Source organism: Dyella japonica A8 (genome assembly GCF_000725385.1).
In the GTDB taxonomy this organism is placed as follows: domain Bacteria; phylum Pseudomonadota; class Gammaproteobacteria; order Xanthomonadales; family Rhodanobacteraceae; genus Dyella; species Dyella japonica_C.
This window is the reverse complement of the sequence record NZ_CP008884.1, coordinates 1,272,341-1,292,062: the sequence shown is the minus strand read 5'-3', so window position 1 is coordinate 1,292,062 and position 19,722 is coordinate 1,272,341. Positions and strand designations below refer to the sequence as shown.

Genomic DNA, 19,722 nt, shown 5'->3' with positions numbered 1-19,722 from the left:
ACAATTAAACCCACCTACCCTCAGCTGCGCCGCTCACCCTGCGCCTGGCGAATCTGCGCATCCACCGCGGCAATCGCGGTCATGTTCACCACGCGACGCGGCGTCGCCGCCGGCGTCAGGATGTGTGCCGGCTTGTTGATACCCATCAGGATCGGGCCAATGGCCACGCCGTCGGTCATCACCCGCACGATGTTGTAGGTGATGTTGGCGGCGTCGAGGTTCGGCATCACGAACAGGTTGGCGCGACCGGTGAGCGTGGTGTTGGGGAACATGCGCAGGCGCAGCGCTTCGTCCCACGCGGTGTCGGCCTGCATTTCGCCGTCCATGTCGAGCTTGGGACCGCGCTGCAGGAGGATCTCGCGCACCTTGCGCATCTTCGCCGCGCTCGGGTTGTCATGGCTGCCGTAGTTGGAGTGCGAGAGCAGCGCGATCTTCGGCTCGATGCCGAACAGCTTCAGGCGATAGCTGGCCTGCAGCGTGGCTTCGGCGATCTGCTCGGCAGTGGGGTCGCACTGCACATGCGTATCGAGGAAGAACCACGCGCCCTGGTCGTTGATCACGCCGGTCATGGCCGAGGTGCACGACACGCCCGGGTCAAGGCCGAACACGCTGCGCATGTAGCCCAGCTTTTTGTGGAAGCGACCCACCAGGCCGCAGATCATCGCGTCGGCTTCGCCGCGCTCGACCATCAGCGAGGCGATCAGCGTGGGCCGCGAGCGCATCAGGTTCTTCGCGGCCGCGGGCGTCACGCCACGACGCTCGGTGAGCGCGTGGTACTGCTGCCAGTACTCGTTGAAGCGCGGATCGTCGTTGATGTTGGTGATCTCGTAATCCACGCCTTCGCGCATGCGCAGGCCAAGGCGCTGGATACGCGTCTCGATCACTTCCGGGCGGCCGATGAGGATCGGGAACGCCAGGCGCTCGTCGATCACCGTCTGCACGGCGCGCAGCACGGTCTCTTCCTCGCCTTCGGCGTAGACCACGCGCTTGCGGTCGGCGCGCGCGCGCTCGTACACCGGCTTCATCAAGAGGCCCGTGCGATAGATGAACTGGCCGAGCTTTTCCTTGTACGCCTCCATGTCCACGATGGGACGCGCGGCCACGCCCGAGTCCATCGCGGCCTGCGCGACGGCGGGCGCCAGCATTACCAGCAGGCGCGGATCGAACGGACGCGGGATCAGGTAATCCGGACCGAAGGTCGGGATATCGCCGCCGTAGGCACTGGCCAGGTCACCGGCTTCCATGCGGGCCAGTTCGGCGATGGCGCGCACGCAGGCGGTCTTCATCGCCTCGTTGATGCCGGTGGCGCCCACGTCCAGCGCGCCGCGGAAGATGTACGGGAAGCACAGCGCGTTGTTGACCTGGTTCGGGTAGTCCGAACGGCCGGTGGCGATGATGCAGTCCGGGCGCACCTTCTTGGCGTCTTCCGGCGAGATCTCGGGATTGGGGTTGGCCAGCGCCAGGATCACCGGCTTGTCGGCCATGGTGGCGACCATCTCCGGCTTGAGGATGCCGCCGGCGGACAGGCCCAGGAACACGTCCGCGCCCGCGACGATCTCCGCCAGCGTGCGCTTGTCGGTATCGCGCGCGTAGCGGCGCTTGTCCGGATCCATGTGGTCGCGGCCGTTGTAGAGCACGCCTTCGCGGTCGTACGCGAGGATGTTCTCCGGCTTCAGGCCCAGCGCCACCAGCATGTCCAGGCAGGCGATGCCCGCCGCGCCCACACCCGTGGTGGCGAGCTTCACCTCGCCGATCTTCTTGCCGACCACTTCGAGCGCGTTGACGATGGCCGCGCCCACGATGATCGCGGTGCCGTGCTGGTCGTCGTGGAACACGGGGATCTTCATGCGCTCGCGCAGCTTGCGCTCGACGATGAAGCACTCCGGCGCCTTGATGTCCTCGAGGTTGATGCCGCCGAAGGTCGGCTCGAGCGAGGCAATGATGTCGACCAGCTTGTCCGGGTCGCGCTCGTTGATCTCGATGTCGAACACGTCGATGCCGGCGAACTTCTGGAACAGCACGCCCTTGCCTTCCATCACCGGCTTGCCGGCGAGCGGGCCGATGTCGCCCAGGCCGAGTACGGCGGTGCCGTTGGTGATGACCGCGACAAGGTTGCCGCGCGCCGTCATCTCGCTGGCGGCGTTCGGATCCTCGACGATGGCCTCGCAGGCGTAAGCCACGCCGGGCGAGTACGCCAGCGCCAGGTCACGCTGCGTGACCATGGGCTTGGTCGCGGTGACTTTGATCTTGCCGGGGTGCGGAAGGCGGTGGTACTCGAGAGCGGCGAGGCGCAGTTCTTCGGGAAGGGCCATGGGAATGAGGGATCGGATGTGATGGGGAATCGGGGCCGCGACAGCGGTATCAGGCAATGGTATCACCGGTGACACCCCTCTCCCGACCGTGCGCTGCAGCATGGTGACGCGGTGGTTCACACAACTGGTATGCAAAGCCGAATATCAACGGTAGGAGCGTACTTGTGCGCGACCGCAGAGTATCGAACTACCCCACCGCGGGCCTGTCGCGCACAAGTGCGCTCCTACAAAAAGCGGGTCAAAGGCTCAGCGACAACGTCTCCGCCTGCACCTTGCCCATGTGTATGCGATTGACGAACAAGGAGAAGGCCAGTTTGCCGGCCAGTCCGTGAGCGTGCTGCATCCACGGCGGCAGCCAGCGCGGCGCGGCAATGACACCGGATTCGAAATACGGTTGCAGGCTGATGACATCGTGCAGCGCCAGCTTGCCGGCGAAAAGATTCCGCAACATGTCCATGCGCCGCTGCTTGAGCGCCCAGCGGAAGAAGGTGTGCACGGTGAGCAGGCCCGACAGGTACACATTGTCCTTGGCGAACGCCGCGCCACCGGTAAGCGGCACGCCACGGAACACGCGCTGTGCGGAGTGGAAGCTGTCGGCCGGGTTTTGCCCGCAGTCGCTGAAGAACTTGTAGACCTCGACGAAATCCGCACCGCCCAGCGCCATGTCGATCGCCAGGATGCGCAGGCTGATGCGCTTGAGGCGCGAGATGTCGATGGCGCCGGACATCAGCTCGGCGAACACCGCCAGCCCTTCCTGCGTGGCAGTGACGCGCGGCGAGGTGCGGGCGAACGAGGCAAGCAGGGGTTGGGCACGTCCGTTCAACGCGGTCAGCGAATGGACCAGCGCCTCGTGCGCCAGCAACTGGTGGCGGTCGTAATCGGTGAAGCGTGTGCCGCCACGCAGGCGGATGCGCGTGGCGCCGGCCGCCGCCTTGGCGGTGAGTTCTGGATCCACCTCCACCGAAATCATCGGCTCGCCGAAGAAGTCGTCCAGCGTCTTGCTCAGGTCCGCACGCAGTGCTTCGGCGGAAATCGCCACGTTGACGTCGTCGGCGATCAGGTCCGAGCCCAGTTCGTCCGACAGCTCGACGAAGTAGCGCGCCGCGTCCAGATTGCTGCGATCGCTGCCGGGGATCTTGTCGCCGGGGCGGCCGTACAACACGATGGATGGCGCGGTGACCTGGTCGGTGCCCACGGCCTCGAGCATTTCGGCGGCGATGCGCCACGACTCGGCGGTGCGGCACAGGTATTCGCCCAGCGGATCGTCGTAGCCAGCCTCGCGCTCGATGGCGGCAAGCTCGGCGCGTTCGGCGGAAAGGTCGGGCACGTGGTACTGCACTTCCGGCAGCGTGAACTGGCCTTTCGCGTAGGCCGCGATCATGCGGTCTTCCAGCGAGGCCGGCCACGCCACCGTGGGCAGGATGCGGATGCCCTTCACCGCCGCCAGCAGGCGCTGGTCGAGGTCGGCGTAGCGTTGCAGCTCGGGGCTGAAACGGGTGGCGTCGACGCTCATGCCTTCCTCCGGCGCGCCTCGTCCACGCACTCGATCAGCTGCGTGGCGACGGGATTGGCCTTGAACGCCCCAAACAGTCCGCGGGGACCATCCGGCACGAAGGTGACCGTCTTGCCCAGGCGGGACGATTCGGTGCGTAGCGTCAGGGAAATACGTGGTGGATTGGTCAGCGAGGTGACATTTACGTTCATCACGTTGTCGAGCGCGACGCTTACCTGATCATCACGATTCCTGACCAGCAGGTGGTCGCCCGCCAGCCACACCTCATCGACCAGGTCGGCAATGATGGTCTTGTAGATCACCCAGCCGACGACCGCCATGAACAACGCGGGAAGCACCGATAGCCAGGCTTCGGGGCGCTTTCCCGCGGCGCTGGATACAACCCAGGCCACGGCCACGCCGATGCCGACCAGGCCGAGCAAGAACAAAGGAAAGATCCGTTTGTAGAAAAACGTCGAACGCGACGACAGCCGCTGCATGCCCGCTCCCCGAACCACCATGCCCCGATACTAGTGCTTTCCGGCCGGAAGGCAGCAACACCGCGGCGTTCAACTATTCCCGCTCGCGCGGGTGTCGGTTGCCATGGGGCTTGGCCGCCGGCCGCCCGCCACGCTGGCGGCGCAGCTTGGCCTCCAGCGTGGTCGCCTGCTCCTCGCGTTCGTCCCGCAATTTCAGGTAGTTGCGCCAGCGCTCGGCCGACAGGTCGCCGCTGTCCAGCGCCGCCTGCACCGCGCAGCCCGGTTCGCTGCCGTGGCCGCAGTCGGCGAAGCGGCAGCGCTCGGCCAGTTCGTCGATATCGGCGAACAGGTCCAGGTTCTCCTCACCGGTCAACTTGAGTTCGCGCATGCCGGGCGTGTCGATCAGGCAGCCGCCACTGGGCAGCTGCAGCAGCGCCCGATAGGTGGTGGTGTGGCGGCCGCGACTGTCATGGCCGCGCACGGCGCCGGTGGCCATCCGCTCGGTGCCCAGCAGCGTATTGGTCAGCGTGGATTTGCCGGCGCCGGACGAACCCACCAGCACGGCGCTGTCACCGGGCTGCAGATAGGGCAGCAAGACCGCCACGCTGGCCGGATCCTTGCCGTTGACGGCGTGGATCGGCGTGCCCTGCGGCAGCCGTGCGCGCAGCGCCGCCAGCAGCTCGGCGGCGTCCTCGCGGGTATCGAGCTTGCTGAGCAGCACCACCGGCTGGGCGCCGGAACCCTCGGTGAGCGACAGGTAGCGCTCGATGCGGGCCGGGTTGAAGTCGCCGTCCAGCCCCGTCAGCACCAGCACGTAGTCGATGTTGGTGGCGATGATCTGCCGCTCGTAGCGTTCACCGGCCGCGGCGCGCGACAGCACCGTGCGGCGCGGCTGTACCTTGACGATGTGTGGCGGCTTGCCCGGCTCGATCTCCACGAAGTCGCCCACCGCGGGCCGTTCGGCCGGATCCAGGCTGCGCTTGAGGAAATGCCCCGCCGGCTGCGCGCCGAACAGGTGCTCGCCGTCGTGCAGTTCATAGCCGGCGCGATGCTGGGCCACCACACGGGCCAGTTGCAGGCCGTCGGTGGGCAAGGTGTCGCCACGCCAGCCGATGCGGCGCAGTCGCTCGATGATTTCGGGGGCCATCATGGGCACTCATTATGCCTTGCCCGGAAAATGCCCGACAAACGGTGCTTTTTGCCTCCCACCACCCGCCGTTACGCTGCTAGGATCGGGCTGACGGCGAAATTCTTGCGCCGCAACAACACCAAGACGAAGGACGCTTGCGTTGGCCTCGATCAAACCCAGTGCGCACCTGGCGGACGTGCGCTATGAAATCCGTGGCGCCCTGACCCGGCGATCCCGTGAGCTGGAGGCTGCCGGCCTGCCGATCATCAAGCTCAACATCGGCAACCCCGGCCGCTACGGCTTCGAGACCCCGGCCCATCTGCGCGAGGCCATCGCCCGTCACCTTCACGACAGCGAGGCCTATGGCCACGAACAGGGCCTGGAAGAGGCCCGCGAAGCCATTGCCGCCCAGCAGCGCCATCGCGGCGCGCACGGCGTGGACGTGGAGCGCGTCTTCGTCGGCAACGGCGTCAGCGAACTGATCGACCTGAGCCTGCGCGCCCTGCTGCAGCCGGGCGACGAGGTGCTGCTGCCCAGCCCGGACTACCCGCTGTGGAGCGCGGCCACCATCCTCAATGACGGCAAGCCGCGCTACTACCGCTGCCTGGCGGAGAACGGCCACCTGCCGGACCCCGAGGAAATCGAATCGCTGGTCACGCCGCGCACCCGCGCCATCGTGCTGATCAACCCGAACAACCCGACCGGCGCGGTGTATCCGCGCGAGCTGCTGGCGCGCATCGTCGACATCGCCGCGCGCCATCGCCTGCTGCTGCTCAGCGATGAGATCTACGACGAGATCCTCTACGACGGCACCACCTTCCACCCCCTGGCCGCCGTAGCCGGCGAGGTGCCCTGCGTCAGTTTCGGCGGCCTCAGCAAGGTGCATCGCGCCTGCGGTTACCGCGTGGGCTGGATGAGCCTGTCGGGCGATCCCTCGCGCACTACCGAATACCGCGACGCCCTGCAGCTGCTTGCCGCCCTGCGCCTGTGCGCCAACGTCACCGCGCAGTGGGCCGTGCGCCCCGCGCTGGAAACCGCACCGACCATCAACGCGCTCACCGCGCCGGGCGGCCGCCTGCACGAAGCCCGGCGCGCCGTGCTGGAAGGCGTGGCCTCCAGCCAGTTCCTGGACCTGGTGTCGCCGGCCGGCGCGCTGTATGCCTTCCCGCGCGTGCGCGCCGACCGTCTGGCCGACTTCGACGACAACGCCTTCGCGCTGCGCCTGCTGGAAGAGGAATCGGTGCTGGTGGTGCCCGGCAGCAGCTTCAACGTGCCGCACAGCCGCCACCTGCGCCTGACCCTGCTGCCCCAGCCGGAACAGTTGCGCGAGGTATTCGTGCGCATCGAACGGGTGCTCGCCGGCATGGCCAAGACGCAAAAACCGCGCGCGGCCGCGGTCGCCTGACGGACGATGGCCATGGAACCGGCCCCGATGCGTTACCTGGCCCTGGGCGACTCCTATTCCATCGGCGAAGGCGTGCCGGAGGCGGGTCGCTGGCCGGTGCAGCTCGCCGTGCGCCTGCGCCGGGAAGGCGTGGCGCTGGACGACCCCACCATCATCGCCACCACCGGCTGGACCACCGACGAGTTGTCCGCCGCGATGGACGCCGCCACGCTCACCCCGCCGTACGACCTGGTCAGCCTGCTGATCGGCGTGAACAACCAGTACCGCGGGCGCAGCGCCGACGACTATCGCGACGAGTTCCGCCGCATGCTCGACCGCGCCATCGCCCTGGCCAGGCAGCGCGCTAACCGCGTGCTGGTGCTGTCGATTCCCGACTGGGGCGTTACCCCATTCGCGCATGGCAGCGGGCGCGACGTGCTGCGCATCGCTGAAGAACTGGACGTCTATAACGCCATTGCCAGTGAAGAGGCCGAAGCCAGCGGCGCGCGTTTCGTGGACATCACCGCCATCTCGCGCCAGCACCCGGCGCTGCTGGCTGACGACGGGCTGCATCCGTCGGCGGCGCAGTACGCGTTGTGGACGGAGGCGGCCGTGCCGGTGGCGCTGGCTATGCTCGCGGATTGACGCCCGGCTCACTGTGGGAGCGCACCCTGTGCGCGACGGGTGGCGCGGCAGCGGCCGGTAAACCCTGATCCTGTTTCGCCCTACCGAGACCATGACTGTCGCGACACGCCTACCGTGGCGTGTCGCGCACAGGGTGCGCTCCCACAAAAGCGTGAAGGCCCGGGGCTTGCGCCGAAACCGCACTGCAACCTTCCCGCCATCCCATCGTGACGTAGGCGCGGCATCCTGACATCCCGGTAACCACCGGGAGAGAGTGCCATGGCGACCTTCCACTGCCGCAGCGCCTTCATCTCCGACGTGCACCTGGGCACGCCGGACTGCAAGGCCCGCTACCTGCTCGACTTCCTGCGCAAACTGCGCTGCGAAAAGCTGTATCTGGTCGGCGACATCATCGACATGGAAGCGCTGGCACGCCGCACGTGGTGGCATGCCGACCACGGGGCAGTGATCGCCGAAGTGCTCGACCTTGCGCGCCGCGGCGTCGAGGTCATCTATATCCCCGGCAACCACGACGCACCGGTGCGCGGCCTGGCGGGGCAGAGTTTCGGCGGCGTGAAGATCGCACTGGACGCGGTGCACGAAGGCGCCGACGGTCGCCGCTACCGCGTCAGCCACGGCGACGAATTCGATCCGGAGCAGGTCGGACGCACATGGATGGTGCACCTGGGGGAAGTGATGCATCGCTTCATCTGCTGGACCAACCGCCGGGTCCACGCGATGCGCAGTCGCCTGGAGCTGCCCTACCTGCCGCTGTCCATCATCGTGAAGTCGCACATCGGCAAGGCGCTGGCCTATATCCGCGCCTATGAGGAACGCGTGGCCAGCGACGCCCGCGAGCGCGGCTTCGACGGCCACATCTGCGGGCACATCCATTTCGGCCATGTGCGCGAGATGGATGGCGTGCTGTACCTCAATGACGGCGACTGGGTGGAACACTGCACGGTGCTGGTGGAAGACCACACCGGCGCGATGGAGCTGATCCACTGGAGCGAGCAGTACGCCCCGCTGGGCCGCGCCAGCCGCGAACTGGTGCTGCCCTCACCCGCCTCCGCGCTGGCGCTGGCGCCGCTGACGCGGGCGAAGCTGGATTTGACGGAGCTGCGGCCGGCGGCTTGAGGCCGAACGCCACCCCGCCCAGTCCGTCATTCCCGCGAAAGCGGGAGGCGTCTTTCAACAGCCGAAGGGCTGGTCATCCAGTGACTTTGCTCTTTCCTCGCCCCGACCGCCGAAAGTCGCTGGATTCCCGCTTTCGCGGGAATGACGGTGCTTTGGGAGACGCTCGAGAAGGGCCACCCCTTGCATCCCCTCAAACCGCCGGCATATGGCAAGGGTTACAATTAGCCCTCTTTGCCGGAGTCTCCCGCCCCATGTCCCTCGACAGCGCCACCCGCGAACGTATCCAATCCCTGCTGCAGAACCACCGCGTGGTGCTGTTCATGAAGGGCACCCGCCAGCAGCCGATGTGCGGCTTCTCGGCGGCCGCCACCAACACGCTCAACGAGCTGTTGCCGGACTACCACACGGTGAACGTGCTGGAAGACCCGGAAATCCGCGAAGGCATCAAGGTCTACGGCGACTGGCCGACGATCCCGCAGTTGTACGTGGGCGGCGAGCTGGTCGGTGGTGCCGACATCATTCGCCAGATGTACGCCTCGGGCGAGCTGCACCAGCTCTTCGGCGCCGCCGCGCCGGATCGCACGCCGCCTGAGATCACCATCACCGACAAGGCCGCCGAGGCCATCCGCCAGGGCACGGCGAACGCCCAGGGCCTGGCCCTGCACCTGGAAATCGGCCCGGACCACAGCGCCGGCTTCCAGCTCGCCCCGGGCAGCGACCACGACATCGTGGTGACGTCCAACGGCATCGAAGTCCACTTTGACCCAGGCAGCGCTGCGCGCGCCAAGGGCATCGTGATCGACTGGGTCTCCACCGTGCAGGGTGAGGGCCTGAGCCTGAAGTTCCCGGGCGCGCAGGAGATCGGCACGCTGACCGTGCAGCAGCTCAAGGAGCGCCTGGCCACCGGGGACATCACCCTGGTGGACGTGCGCCCGGCCCATGGCCGCGCCGCCGCCGCGCCGCTGGCCCAGGCCCGCATCCTGGAAGAGGAAGGCTACGAGGCGCTGGCCACCCTGCCGAAGGACGCGCCGATCGCCTTCATCTGCCACCACGGCGTGTCCAGCCGGGGCGTGGCCGAGCGCTTCGCGGCGCACGGCTTCACCAAGGTCTTCAACGTGGAAGGCGGCATGGACGCCTGGGCGCGGGAGATCGACCCGACCGTGCCGCGCTACTGAGCCCACCGCTGGTAGCCCCAAGGAAGCGCCTGCCCCCGGCAGGCGCTTTTTATTTGCGCCGCCCCCGCTATCAGGCGATTCTGACGACGGCGAACTGAAAGGCGTGCCTGTTAGCATGCCCGTACCATTTCCATGACGTGCCCTATGCGCATCCTGCTCGTCGAAGATGATTCTCTCGTTTCCGATGCCATTTCCCGTGGCCTGATCGGGTCTGGTTATGTGGTCGACGCCGTGGGCGACGCCGAGTCCGTGGCTTCGCGACTGTCCGACACCCATTACGACCTGGCCATCGTGGACCTCGGCCTGCCCGGCGAAGACGGCCTGTCGCTGGTGAAGCGCCTGCGCCGCAACGGCAGCTCGCTGCCGCTGCTGATCGTCACCGCCCGTGACGGCCTGGACGACCGCATCAACGCGCTGGACCTGGGCGCCGACGATTACCTGGTCAAGCCGTTCGCCCTGCCGGAACTGGCCGCGCGTTGCCGCGCCCTGATTCGCCGCGCCACCGCCGCGGCCGCCAACGAGATCGCGATCGGCGGCCTGCGCATCGACCTGGCCGGTCGCCGCGCGCTCAACGAGAAGGGCGAAGTGCTCGAACTCACGCGCCGCGAGTGGTCGATCCTGGAGTGCCTGGCACACCACAGCGGCCGTGTGGTGAGCAAGGAGCGCCTGACCCAGGCCATCACCGGCTGGAGCGAAGACATCTCGGGCAACGCCATCGAGGTGCATGTGTCGCGTCTGCGCAGCAAGCTGGGCAGCTCCGCCACGGTGCGCGGCATTCGTGGGCTCGGCTACCGCCTCGAAGACGCCTGACCCGAACCGGTAAACCGCGATGGCCGAACGCAGGCGATCCACCAGCGTCCACAAGCGGCTGCTGAGCTACCTGCTCGCGCCGCTGCTGTTGCTGCTGGTGGCCGGCGTGGCGGTGGACCACCACGTCATCGTCAGCCCCATCCATAACGCGTTCGATCATTCGCTGTCGCGTTCCGCGCTTGCCATCGTCGCGCGCATCCACCCCCGCGGCGACGGACAGCTCGACGTCGCCCTGCCCTCCCGCCCGCCCGCCCCGCTGCGGGCCTTGCCGGACGAGCACTTCTACTACCGGGTGAGCCTGCCCGACGGCACCACCATCGCGGGAACGCCGGAGCTGCCGATCGCGCCGGACAACCAGTCGGCGGACGGCTTCAGCTACACCAACCTCGACTTCCGCGGCCAGCCATTCCGCCTGGCCAGCTACCGCACCAGCGAAACCGGCGACCCGCTCGTGGTGACAGTGGCGGAGACACCGGCGCGCCGCGACCGCGCCGTGCATCGCCTGGACGTCGCCTTCTTCATCAACGACACCCTGCAGATGGCCGCCGTGCTGATCATTGCGCTGATCGGCATCCGCATCGCCCTGCGCCCACTGCAACGCCTGAGCCGGCAGATCGCCGGCCGGCCCGCCGTGGCGCTCAACCAGCTGCCGACCAACGAAGTACCCGCGGAGGTACTGCCGGTGGTCGAGTCGCTCAACACGCTGCTCGGCCGCGTGCGCGACTCGGTGTTGTCGCAGCAGCACTTCCTGGCCAATGCCGCGCATCAATTGCGTACGCCACTGACCGGGTTGAAGGCCCAGCTGGAGGTGCTCGCCCGGGAGACGGCCGGCACGCCCCTGCAGGAGCGCATCGACCTGCTGCAGGGCGGTGTCGACCGGCTGGCCCATACGGCCAACCAGCTGCTCACGCTGGCGCGCGCCGAACCGTCCGCCCATCGCGCCAGCCATTTCACGGCGATCGACCTGCCCCACCTGATCGGCGAGGTCATCGACAGCTCGCTCGACCGCGCCATCGCCCACGGCATCGACCTGGGCGCGGACGCCCAGCCGGTGCAGGTCACCGGCGTGTACTGGCTGCTGCACGAAGTGCTCAACAACCTGATGGACAACGCCATCCGCCACACACCGCCGGGCGGCAATATCACCATCCGCTGCGGCATCGAGCAGGGACACCCCTTCCTGGAAGTGGACGACAGCGGCGTCGGCATTCCCCTCGAGGAGCGCGACAAGGTGCGCGAGCGTTTCTACCGCAGCGTACGCAGCACCAGCAGCGGGGCGGACGGCTGTGGCCTGGGCCTGGCCATCGTGGACGAAGTGTCACGCGTGCATGGCGCCCAGTTGAGTATCCTCGAGGGGTCGTCCGGACGTGGCGCCCGGATGCGCATCGACTTCCCGGCCACCAGCCAGGGATCCTGATCCGCGTCAGGGCACTCTAATTTCAAAAGTTCGGATAATCGGCACTTTGAATTAGGATGCGTCGCCCCCAAGAGTGGTGGCAACCTCGCAAGGAGTCCTCCCCGTGTCCATACCCAGTGCCGTCAAGAGCACCCCCATCGACAGCCGCCAGCAGCTGGTCGATTACCTGGCCGCAGGGGAGAAGCCCCGCGATGCCTGGCGCATCGGCACCGAGCACGAGAAGTTCGGCTTCCTCACCGACACCCTTCGCCCGCCCACTTTCGAGGGCGACCGCGGCATCCGCGTGCTGCTCGAAACGCTGGCCACGCGCTACGGCTGGGAGGTGTCCCGCGAGGGCGACAATCCGGTCGCGTTGTCGCGCGACAAGGCCTCCATCACGCTGGAGCCGGCCGGCCAGCTGGAGCTTTCCGGCGCGCCGCTGGAATCCATCCACCAGACCTGCATGGAGGTCAACACGCACCTCACCGAGGTGCGCTCCATCGCGGAAGGCCTGGGCATGGGCTTCCTGGGCATGGGCTTCCAGCCCAAATGGCGCCGCGACGAGATGCCGTGGATGCCCAAGGGCCGCTACAAGATCATGCGCGAGTACATGCCCAAGGTCGGCAACCTGGGCCTGGACATGATGACGCGCACCTGCACCGTGCAGGTCAACCTGGATTTCGACAGCGAAGCGGACATGGTGCGCAAGTTCCGCACCAGCCTGGCGCTGCAGCCGATCGCCACGGCGCTGTTCGCCGACTCGCCCTTCACCGATGGCCATCCAAACGGCTATCTGTCCTACCGCTCGCACGTCTGGGAAGACACCGACCCCGACCGTACCGGCATGCTCGACTTTGTGTTCGAGGACGGCTTCGGCTACGAGCGCTACGTCGACTACATGCTCGACGTGCCGATGTACTTCAGCTACCAGAACGGCAACTACATCGATCTGTCCGGCCAGGACTTCAAGCGCTTCATGGCCGGCAACCTGCCCGCCGTGCCGGGCGTGCGCGCCACCATGAAGGACTGGGCCGACCACCTCACCACCGCCTTCCCGGAAGTGCGCCTCAAGCAGTACCTGGAGATGCGCGGCGCGGACGGTGGCCCGTGGAACCGCCTCTGCGCCCTGCCCGCACTGTGGGTCGGCCTGCTCTATGACGACGACGCCCTGACCGCCGCATGGGATCTGGTCAAGGACTTCAGCCGCGCCGAACGCCAGGCCCTGCGCGACGGCGTGCCGCGCCAGGCGCTGAAGTTGCCGTTCCGCACGCACAGCGTGCGCGAGCTGGCCGCCGAAACGCTGAAGATCGCCTCGCACGGCCTGAAGCGCCGCGCGCGCCTCAACAAGAGCGGCGCCGACGAAAGCATCTTCCTCGAACCGCTGATCGAGATCGTGGAAGCCGGCCAGACGCCGGCCGAGCGCAAGCTCGAGTTGTTCCACGGCCCGTGGCACGGCAGCGTGGATCCGGTGTTCCGCGAATTCGCCTACTGATCCGGCGCATCCCGCAGGAGAGGCCCCGCTGACCGCGGGGCTTTTCTTTAGGGGAAGCGATCAACCGGAAGCCGGGCTGGGCGTGTCCAGGCGCGAGTGCTGCGGCAAGGCACGTCCATCCACGGGACGCGACAGCGTCATCTCCGGCACGTAGTAGTAACCGTGCCATGGCAGTGAGTGCCCGTCGGGGAGGACGACGATCTTCACGCCACCCTTTTCCGGTTGAGTAAGGACCGGCTTGGGCGCGCACTCCGGGGAACAGATCCACCCTTCCCCACCCGCCGCTTGCGCATTCAGCGAGATCACACTGAAACCAGCCGCCGCCACGTTGTGTGCGAACGGCTCGGAGTTCTGTCCTTGCATGCGAACCATGCGCGCATGCGCATTGCCGATGAGGACGAGTGCGCGGCTTGCGCCCATGGACCTCATCGTGTCGGTCAGCAGCCTGGCGCCTTCCACATCGATGGGCTGCCGCGCCAGAGCCAACAGGCGCAGCGAGCCCTTCGATTGCGCGGACTGCGCCATAAGGTGATGAACCAGATCCAGCATGGCCGCGCTATGGCGCCCGTCCCTGAACTCGCTCCAGAACGGATGGGCACGTACATGCGCCCACGCCGTATCCAGGCTCTTTTGATCCAGCCCGTCGAAGTAGGCATTGAAGGACTCGGGCAACTCCAGCCCGACGATGCCGCGATGTGGCCCCTGTGACGTCCCAAACAAGCATGCAGCCTGCTCGAAGAGAGCCGGTGACTGGACGGTGCCATGCAGGTCGCCAAAGACCACGACTTGAGCGCTGTCCGTCGCCGCAAAACCAGGCAAGGGCGCACAGGTACTGGCGGGCGCCGCATTCGCCAAGGGGGAGCAGAGCAACGCGATGACCAACAACACGATCCATGAAAGACGCGACATGAAACCTCCTTGTCATTCGCCGGTTGTCGGCCGGCGGCGAGCGCAGTTACTTGCGTCATGAGGCCAATTGCACATGACTTCAAGCACGTCCTCTCGCCGGGGTGCAGAGGCAAGAATGGCGCCGCTCCGGAAGTGCGCCTGCAGTTCGTTCCCATCCCGGCATAAGGATCGGTGGCATGAAGCATCTGACGCGTGTGATGTTGGCAACCTGCTGCGCGATGGGCCTGATGGCAATGGCACATGCCGACGAGACGCCCTCGCAGGCACCTGAGATATTTGCGCCCGGCATTGTTTCGGGGCCGGCCAACGAAGACTCCGCGGCCTTCACGCCCGACGGCAACACGGTGTTCTTCGACCGCATCAACTGGCCCAACGCGGCCATCATGGTGTCGCATCGCGTGAACGGCGCCTGGAGCGCGCCGACGGTAGCGCCGTTCTCCGGGCAGTGGCTGGATCACGATCCCGCGATGGCACCGGACGGTTCCTTCCTGATCTTTTCGTCCAATCGCCCCGACCACCAAGGCGGCAAGACGCTCGACGCCGTCATGGCAAACGGCAAGGTTTCGCCGGGCTCCGGTGGCCACTTGTGGCGCGTCGAGCGCAAGGGTGACGGCTGGGGCGAACCCGTGCGGCTGCCTGACGCGGTGAACAGCAGCTCGCGCACCTATGCGCCTGCGGTGACGGCCGATGGCAGCGTGTATTTCCAGCGCCCCGGTGATGACGGCGATTTCCGCCTGTTCCGCTCGCAATACCGCGACGGCGCTTACCAGTCGCCGGTACCGGTGATGCTGGGGGATGCCTCAGCGCACAAGCTGGATCCCGCCGTGGCGCCGGATGAATCCTTCATCGTGTTCGACGCCAACTTCAGCGGCAAGGATGATCCGGATCGCCTCTACATCGCTTTCCGCGAAGGCAATGGATGGAGCAAGCCGGTGGACCTGGGCAAGGACATCAACACCAAGGGACCGTGGGGCTCGCATCTGGGTCCCGACCATCGCACGCTGTACTTCAGCAGCACGCGCTCGGTACCCGTGCACTACCCGCGCACACTGGAGCAGGCCAGCCAGGACATCGCGCGCATGCAGTCGTGGGACAACGGCAGCGACAACATCTGGTCCGTGTCGCTGGCGCCATGGCTGGATGCCCACCGCGCACACAGCGGCTGATCACTCGCTTTCCGGCGTTTGAGATATCGCCGGACCGGCGACTTCCCTACCATAGCGCCCCCATTCAACGCCTCAAGGATGATCGTGAAGACATGGATTGCCGTCGCGCTGCTTGCCGTGGCGCCGCCCGGCATCGCGCAGGCCGGCGCGGAACCCGGACTCGCAGCACCTCACGTCAACGTCCTGTTGTGGCCGCGCGAATCCGCCGCCGATTTCGGTTGCTATATGGAGAAGACGCTCCACCATCGCGATGTGCGCTTCAACTGTGCGTTGCGAGGCTATCGCAATCGTGCCGATATCTGCAGGAATCCCGACGCTTACTACGAAGGCCCGGATTTTCCCGACGAGCTGGCCAGCACCGTGCATCCGCTTGCCACACACATCGGGCTGAGCTGGGAACACGGCAACCTGCAGGCGGTGGGCATCACGCTGAAAGGCACGTGGAACGAGGCCGACGTCCGCCGGGTGTTCGGGCTTCCGCGCACGGCCGCCTTTGGGCTGACCGTGGCGGAGCAGAAGGCGCATGCGTGGCCGAGGAACATCATGGATACCGGCGTGCGCTTTCCCACGCAGGACATCACCGAGGTAACGCTTACCGGCTTCGACCACATCGGCGGCGCCGACGTGGGTTGCGGAGAATGAGCCAGCGGGGCGGCTGAGTCTGCCACGCCGGACCACACGCGCATCGTCAACGCAAAAAGAAAGGGCCGGCATGGCCGGCCCTTTCCTCGTCAGCACGCCGCAGGCTTTACTTCTTCCGCGGAGCTTCCTTCAGGCCACGGTTCAGCAGCATCGGCTCGATGCTCGGATCCTTGCCGCGCCAGTTCTTGTAGAGCTTGCCCAGATCCTGCGTGTTGCCCTGGGAGAGCACCATCTCGCGGAAGCGATCACCGTTCGCGCGGGTCATGCCACCCTTGTCCACGAAGCCCTGGAAGGCGTCGTCGGCCAGCATTTCCGTCCACAGGTAGGCGTAGTAGCCGGCGGCATAGCCGTTGCCCCAGATGTGCTGGAAATAGCTGGAACGGTAGCGCGGCGGCACGTAGCTCAGGTTGATCTTGGCCTTGGTGAGCGCGTCCATCTCGAACTTGTCCGGATCCTGCTTCGGCGCGTCGGCCGGCAGGCTGTGCCAGCTCATGTCCAGCAACGCGGCACCGACCAGCTCGGTCATGCCGTAGCCCTTGTTGAAGGTCTTGGCCTTCTTGATCTTCTCGACCAGTTCGGCCGGCATCGGTGCGCCGGTCTGATAGTTCTTCGCGTAGTTGGCGAAGATCTTCGGGTCGGTTGCCCAGTGCTCGTTGAACTGCGACGGGAACTCCACGAAGTCGCGCGCGGTGGCGGCGCCGGACAGGCTCGGATACTGCGTGTTGGCAAAGATGCCATGCAGGCCGTGGCCAAACTCGTGGAACATGGTGATCACGTCGTCGAACGACAGCAGGGCCGGCTGGCCCGGCGCGGGCTTGGTGAAGTTGGCGACGTTGAAGATCACCGGCTTGGTGCCCAGCAGCTTGGACTGGTCGACCAGGTTGCTCATCCACGCGCCGCCGTTCTTGTTGTCGCGCTTGAAGTAGTCGCAATAGAACAGCGCCATGGAGGTGCCGTCCTTGTCGAACACTTCGAACACGCGCACGTCAGGCTGCCAGACGGGGATGTCCTTGCGCTCCTTAAAGGTCAGGCCGTAGAGCTGGTTGGCGGCGTAGAACACGCCGTTCTGCAGCACGTTGTCCAGCTCGAAGTACGGCTTGACCTGCGATTCGTCGAGGTCGTACTTGGCCTTGCGCACCTGCTCGGCATAGTGCTCCCAATCCCATGCCTCGACCTTGAAGCCACCCTTCTGCTGGTCGATGACGTCCTGGATGTCTTTGGCCTCGCGCTCGGCGCGGGCAGTGGCGGCCGGGGCCAGCTTGTCCATGAAGGTGATCGCCGCTTCCGGCGTCTTGGCCATCTGGTCTTCCAGCTTCCATGCGGCGTAGTTCGGATAACCCAGCAGCTTGGCCTGTTCGGCGCGGATCTGCGCGATGCGGGCGATCATGTCGCGCGTGTCGTTGGCATCGCCCTTCTCGGCGCGATCCCACGAGTTCTTGAACAGTTGCTCGCGCGTGGCGCGGTCGTTGAGACCCTGCAGCGCGGGCTGCTGCGTGGTGTTCTGCAGCGGGATCACCCACTTGCCATCGAGCTTGCGGGCCTTGGCGGCTTCGGCCGCGGCAGCGATGTCGCCATCGGACAGGCCATCGAGCTTGGCCTTGTCGTCCACCACCAGCGCACCAGCCTTGGTGGCGGCGAGCAGCTTGTTGGTGAACTGCGTGCTCAGCGAGGACTCTTCCTTGTTGAGGTCCTTGAGCTTGGCCTTGTCGGCGTCGGACAGCTTGGCGCCGCCACGCACGAAGTTCTGGTAGGTCACCTCGACCAGGCGCCGGGATTCCGGATCGAGCTTGAGCGAGTCGCGCTGGTCGTAGACGGTCGAGATGCGCTTGAACAGCTTCTCGTTCATCACGATGGCGTCCTGGTGCTCGGCGAGCTTCGGTGCCTCGTCTTCCTGCACCTTCTGCAGCGTGTCGTCGGTGTTGGCGCCGCTGACGGCGTTGAACGCCTGCATCACGCGGGTCAGCATGCGGCCCGACTGTTCCATCGGAATGAAGGTGTTCTCGAAGGTCGGCGCATCCGGGTTGTCGGCGATCTTCTCGATCTCCGCCAGGTGCTGCTTCATGCCTTCCTCAAAGGCCGGCTGATAGTCGCCATCCTTGATCTTGTCGAACGGCGGTGCCTGGAACGGCAGCGTGCTCTGCTCAAGGAACGGATTGACTGCACTGACCTCGGGCGCGGCAGCGGCGGTGGAAGCCTTGGCCGGCGCCGTGCTGGCAGGCGCGGGCTGCTTCGGCGCCTGCTCGTTCGACTGCTGCGAGCAGGCGGCGAGCGCGATGGAAGTGGCAATGACAAGGGTGCGGAGGCGAAGCATCGGAATTCCCCATGGGAGCGTTCAAACGAATTCCGAGACTAACCACAGCCCGGCGTGGGTGCCAAGGGCTGGAAGTACTGGATGCCGCGCCGGGTGCCTCCGCCGTGCGTCGGCTCAGGCCTTGCGCATGTCACGCAATTGCCAGCTGTTGCCGATCAGCAGGTTCAGGCGGTGCCGCACGATGCTCATGGGCAGGTCGGTGATCAGGTCCAGGTCCGTGTGCAGGTCGCTGACCCGCGCGCTGGCGGCGGCCTGTGGGTCGACCGTGCCCAGCGAAGGATCGACATCCTCCGGCTCGTCCTGCAGGGCGCGCCAGTGCGCGAACAGATCCGTCGTGCGCATGGCGTTTTGCACTGCAGCAGCAAGATCGTTCGGACCCGCGCCGTCGTAGCTGAGCGCCGGCACCGGCCCGTGCGCATGCGCAAGGTCGGCGATGGAGAGGTAGTAGTGACTGCGCATACCGGCGTGCCTCCTGCGGTGTCGATGCGCGCATCCAAGCACGCACCGCGTGAACGTCATTCCAAGATCAGGCTCAGATCGAGCTGGGCCACCGCATCGTGTGGTGACACGCCATAGGGAAGAATGCCCAGGCACGGCGCAGGCAAATGATGCCGCAGCGTTTCGATGTTTTCGTCCACGGCGTCCATGTGCGGATCGATGCAGTTGCCGATCCAGCCGATCAGCCGGCAGCCATCGGTGGCAATGGCACGCGCGGACAGCAACGCATGATTCAGACAGCCCAGGCGCAGCCCCACCACCAGCACCACCGGCAGTTGCCATTGGCGCGGGATATCCGAGGCGAGCAGGCTGCGCGACAAGGGCACCAGCCAGCCGCCCACGCCCTCGACCAGCACCGTCTCATGCATGCCGCGCAGGCGTTCGAACGCGTCGCTCAAGGGGCCCAGGCGAATCTCCACGCCTTCGTGCGCTGCCGCCAGGTGCGGTGACAGCGGCTCACGCAGGGCGACAGGATTGACCCACTCGTAGGGCATGGGCGTCGCGCTGGCCGCCTGCAGGGCCAGCGCATCGTCGTTGCGCAAACCTTCCGGCGTTTCCACGCAGCCGCTCGCCACCGGCTTCATGCCGCAGGCCTGGATGCTGCGGGCGCGCAGGGCATGCAGCAAGGTGCACGTGGCGTGGGTCTTGCCGACGCCGGTATCGGTGCCTGCGATGAACAATGTCGACATGGGCCTTCCCCTGATGACAGCGCCCCGGCCTGTCCGTGCCGGCGTCGCCCCGCAGGCGCATAATACGGCCTTTGCGG

The 19,722-nt window shown here is 66.5% G+C and carries 17 protein-coding genes; 9 read left to right on the top strand and 8 right to left on the bottom strand.

From position 1 onward, the window contains the following. Positions 1-20: 20 nt before the first annotated feature. From HY57_RS05275 to rsgA, 4 genes are all read right to left on the bottom strand, one after another. Entirely contained in the window at positions 21-2,312 is a 2,292-nt protein-coding gene (locus HY57_RS05275; protein ID WP_019463744.1) for an NADP-dependent malic enzyme, read from the bottom strand. A 238-nt stretch (positions 2,313-2,550) separates the two neighbouring features. Beyond that, complete coding sequence (locus HY57_RS05270; protein ID WP_019463745.1) at positions 2,551-3,825, bottom strand: flavohemoglobin expression-modulating QEGLA motif protein; 1,275 nt, start codon at positions 3,823-3,825, stop codon at positions 2,551-2,553. Further along, positions 3,822-4,304 (bottom strand): hypothetical protein, encoded by a 483-nt coding sequence (locus HY57_RS05265; protein ID WP_019463746.1) that lies wholly within the window; start codon positions 4,302-4,304, stop codon positions 3,822-3,824. Before HY57_RS05265 ends, HY57_RS05270 begins: the two co-directional genes overlap by 4 nt. Before the next feature lie 73 nt (positions 4,305-4,377). Beyond that, positions 4,378-5,433, bottom strand: a complete 1,056-nt coding sequence (rsgA, locus tag HY57_RS05260; RefSeq protein ID WP_019463747.1) for a ribosome small subunit-dependent GTPase A — start codon at positions 5,431-5,433, stop codon at positions 4,378-4,380. A 139-nt stretch (positions 5,434-5,572) separates the two neighbouring features. On the opposite strand from rsgA, the gene HY57_RS05255 reads away from it, so the two are divergent. The 7 genes from HY57_RS05255 (at position 5,573) to HY57_RS05225 (ending at position 13,430) form a co-directional block, all read left to right on the top strand. Further along, positions 5,573-6,817, top strand: a complete 1,245-nt coding sequence (locus HY57_RS05255) for an aminotransferase class I/II-fold pyridoxal phosphate-dependent enzyme (RefSeq protein WP_019463748.1) — start codon at positions 5,573-5,575, stop codon at positions 6,815-6,817. 12 nt (positions 6,818-6,829) lie between these two features. After that, on the top strand, positions 6,830-7,441 hold the full coding sequence (locus tag HY57_RS05250; protein WP_235186619.1) for an SGNH/GDSL hydrolase family protein: 612 nt from the start codon (positions 6,830-6,832) through the stop codon (positions 7,439-7,441). 258 nt (positions 7,442-7,699) lie between these two features. Next, complete coding sequence (locus tag HY57_RS05245) at positions 7,700-8,557, top strand: UDP-2,3-diacylglucosamine diphosphatase (protein WP_019463750.1); 858 nt, start codon at positions 7,700-7,702, stop codon at positions 8,555-8,557. Between the two features lie 251 nt (positions 8,558-8,808). After that, positions 8,809-9,732 (top strand): Grx4 family monothiol glutaredoxin, encoded by a 924-nt coding sequence (gene grxD, locus HY57_RS05240; RefSeq protein WP_019463751.1) that lies wholly within the window; start codon positions 8,809-8,811, stop codon positions 9,730-9,732. Between the two features lie 144 nt (positions 9,733-9,876). Beyond that, the gene (locus HY57_RS05235; protein ID WP_019463752.1) at positions 9,877-10,542 is read left to right on the top strand and encodes a response regulator; all 666 of its coding nucleotides are present in this window, start codon (positions 9,877-9,879) and stop codon (positions 10,540-10,542) included. Positions 10,543-10,561: 19 nt separating this feature from the next. Beyond that, a complete protein-coding gene (locus HY57_RS05230; protein WP_038579413.1) occupies positions 10,562-11,959 on the top strand; it encodes a sensor histidine kinase in 1,398 nt (465 codons plus the stop codon). Positions 11,960-12,062: 103 nt separating this feature from the next. Beyond that, a complete protein-coding gene (locus HY57_RS05225) occupies positions 12,063-13,430 on the top strand; it encodes a glutamate--cysteine ligase (protein ID WP_019463764.1) in 1,368 nt (455 codons plus the stop codon). A gap of 60 nt (positions 13,431-13,490) precedes the next feature. Here the strand turns inward: HY57_RS05225 and HY57_RS05220 are convergent, their stop codons facing one another. Beyond that, positions 13,491-14,312, bottom strand: a complete 822-nt coding sequence (locus tag HY57_RS05220) for a hypothetical protein (protein ID WP_144240775.1) — start codon at positions 14,310-14,312, stop codon at positions 13,491-13,493. 203 nt (positions 14,313-14,515) lie between these two features. Between HY57_RS05220 and HY57_RS05215 the strand changes: the two genes are divergently transcribed. Both HY57_RS05215 and HY57_RS05210 read left to right on the top strand, forming a co-directional pair. Further along, entirely contained in the window at positions 14,516-15,505 is a 990-nt protein-coding gene (locus HY57_RS05215) for a TolB family protein (RefSeq protein ID WP_019463766.1), read from the top strand. Positions 15,506-15,583: 78 nt separating this feature from the next. Continuing rightward, a complete protein-coding gene (locus HY57_RS05210; RefSeq protein ID WP_019463767.1) occupies positions 15,584-16,147 on the top strand; it encodes a hypothetical protein in 564 nt (187 codons plus the stop codon). A gap of 106 nt (positions 16,148-16,253) precedes the next feature. Here HY57_RS05210 and dcp read toward each other — a convergent pair whose 3' ends face one another. The 3 genes from dcp to bioD form a co-directional block, all read right to left on the bottom strand. Next, positions 16,254-18,458, bottom strand: coding sequence for a peptidyl-dipeptidase Dcp (gene dcp / locus HY57_RS05205; RefSeq protein WP_019463768.1), 2,205 nt, complete (start codon positions 18,456-18,458; stop codon positions 16,254-16,256). Positions 18,459-18,572: 114 nt separating this feature from the next. Beyond that, entirely contained in the window at positions 18,573-18,917 is a 345-nt protein-coding gene (locus HY57_RS05200) for a hypothetical protein (protein WP_019463769.1), read from the bottom strand. A gap of 56 nt (positions 18,918-18,973) precedes the next feature. After that, a complete protein-coding gene (gene bioD / locus HY57_RS05195) occupies positions 18,974-19,645 on the bottom strand; it encodes a dethiobiotin synthase (RefSeq protein WP_019463770.1) in 672 nt (223 codons plus the stop codon). Positions 19,646-19,722: the final 77 nt, after the last annotated feature.

What these genes read in the sequence shown, in the direction of transcription:
- HY57_RS05275 (WP_019463744.1), bottom strand. Translation starts at nt 2,312, where the DNA reads ATGGCCCTTCCCGAAGAACTGCGCCTCGCCGCTCTCGAGTACCACCGC.
- HY57_RS05270 (WP_019463745.1), bottom strand. Translation starts at nt 3,825, where the DNA reads ATGAGCGTCGACGCCACCCGTTTCAGCCCCGAGCTGCAACGCTACGCC.
- HY57_RS05265 (WP_019463746.1), bottom strand. Translation starts at nt 4,304, where the DNA reads ATGCAGCGGCTGTCGTCGCGTTCGACGTTTTTCTACAAACGGATCTTT.
- rsgA (WP_019463747.1), bottom strand. Translation starts at nt 5,433, where the DNA reads ATGATGGCCCCCGAAATCATCGAGCGACTGCGCCGCATCGGCTGGCGT.
- HY57_RS05250 (WP_235186619.1), top strand. Translation starts at nt 6,830, where the DNA reads ATGGAACCGGCCCCGATGCGTTACCTGGCCCTGGGCGACTCCTATTCC.
- HY57_RS05245 (WP_019463750.1), top strand. Translation starts at nt 7,700, where the DNA reads ATGGCGACCTTCCACTGCCGCAGCGCCTTCATCTCCGACGTGCACCTG.
- grxD (WP_019463751.1), top strand. Translation starts at nt 8,809, where the DNA reads ATGTCCCTCGACAGCGCCACCCGCGAACGTATCCAATCCCTGCTGCAG.
- HY57_RS05235 (WP_019463752.1), top strand. Translation starts at nt 9,877, where the DNA reads ATGCGCATCCTGCTCGTCGAAGATGATTCTCTCGTTTCCGATGCCATT.
- HY57_RS05230 (WP_038579413.1), top strand. Translation starts at nt 10,562, where the DNA reads ATGGCCGAACGCAGGCGATCCACCAGCGTCCACAAGCGGCTGCTGAGC.
- HY57_RS05215 (WP_019463766.1), top strand. Translation starts at nt 14,516, where the DNA reads ATGAAGCATCTGACGCGTGTGATGTTGGCAACCTGCTGCGCGATGGGC.
- HY57_RS05210 (WP_019463767.1), top strand. Translation starts at nt 15,584, where the DNA reads ATGATCGTGAAGACATGGATTGCCGTCGCGCTGCTTGCCGTGGCGCCG.
- dcp (WP_019463768.1), bottom strand. Translation starts at nt 18,458, where the DNA reads ATGCTTCGCCTCCGCACCCTTGTCATTGCCACTTCCATCGCGCTCGCC.
- HY57_RS05200 (WP_019463769.1), bottom strand. Translation starts at nt 18,917, where the DNA reads ATGCGCAGTCACTACTACCTCTCCATCGCCGACCTTGCGCATGCGCAC.
- bioD (WP_019463770.1), bottom strand. Translation starts at nt 19,645, where the DNA reads ATGTCGACATTGTTCATCGCAGGCACCGATACCGGCGTCGGCAAGACC.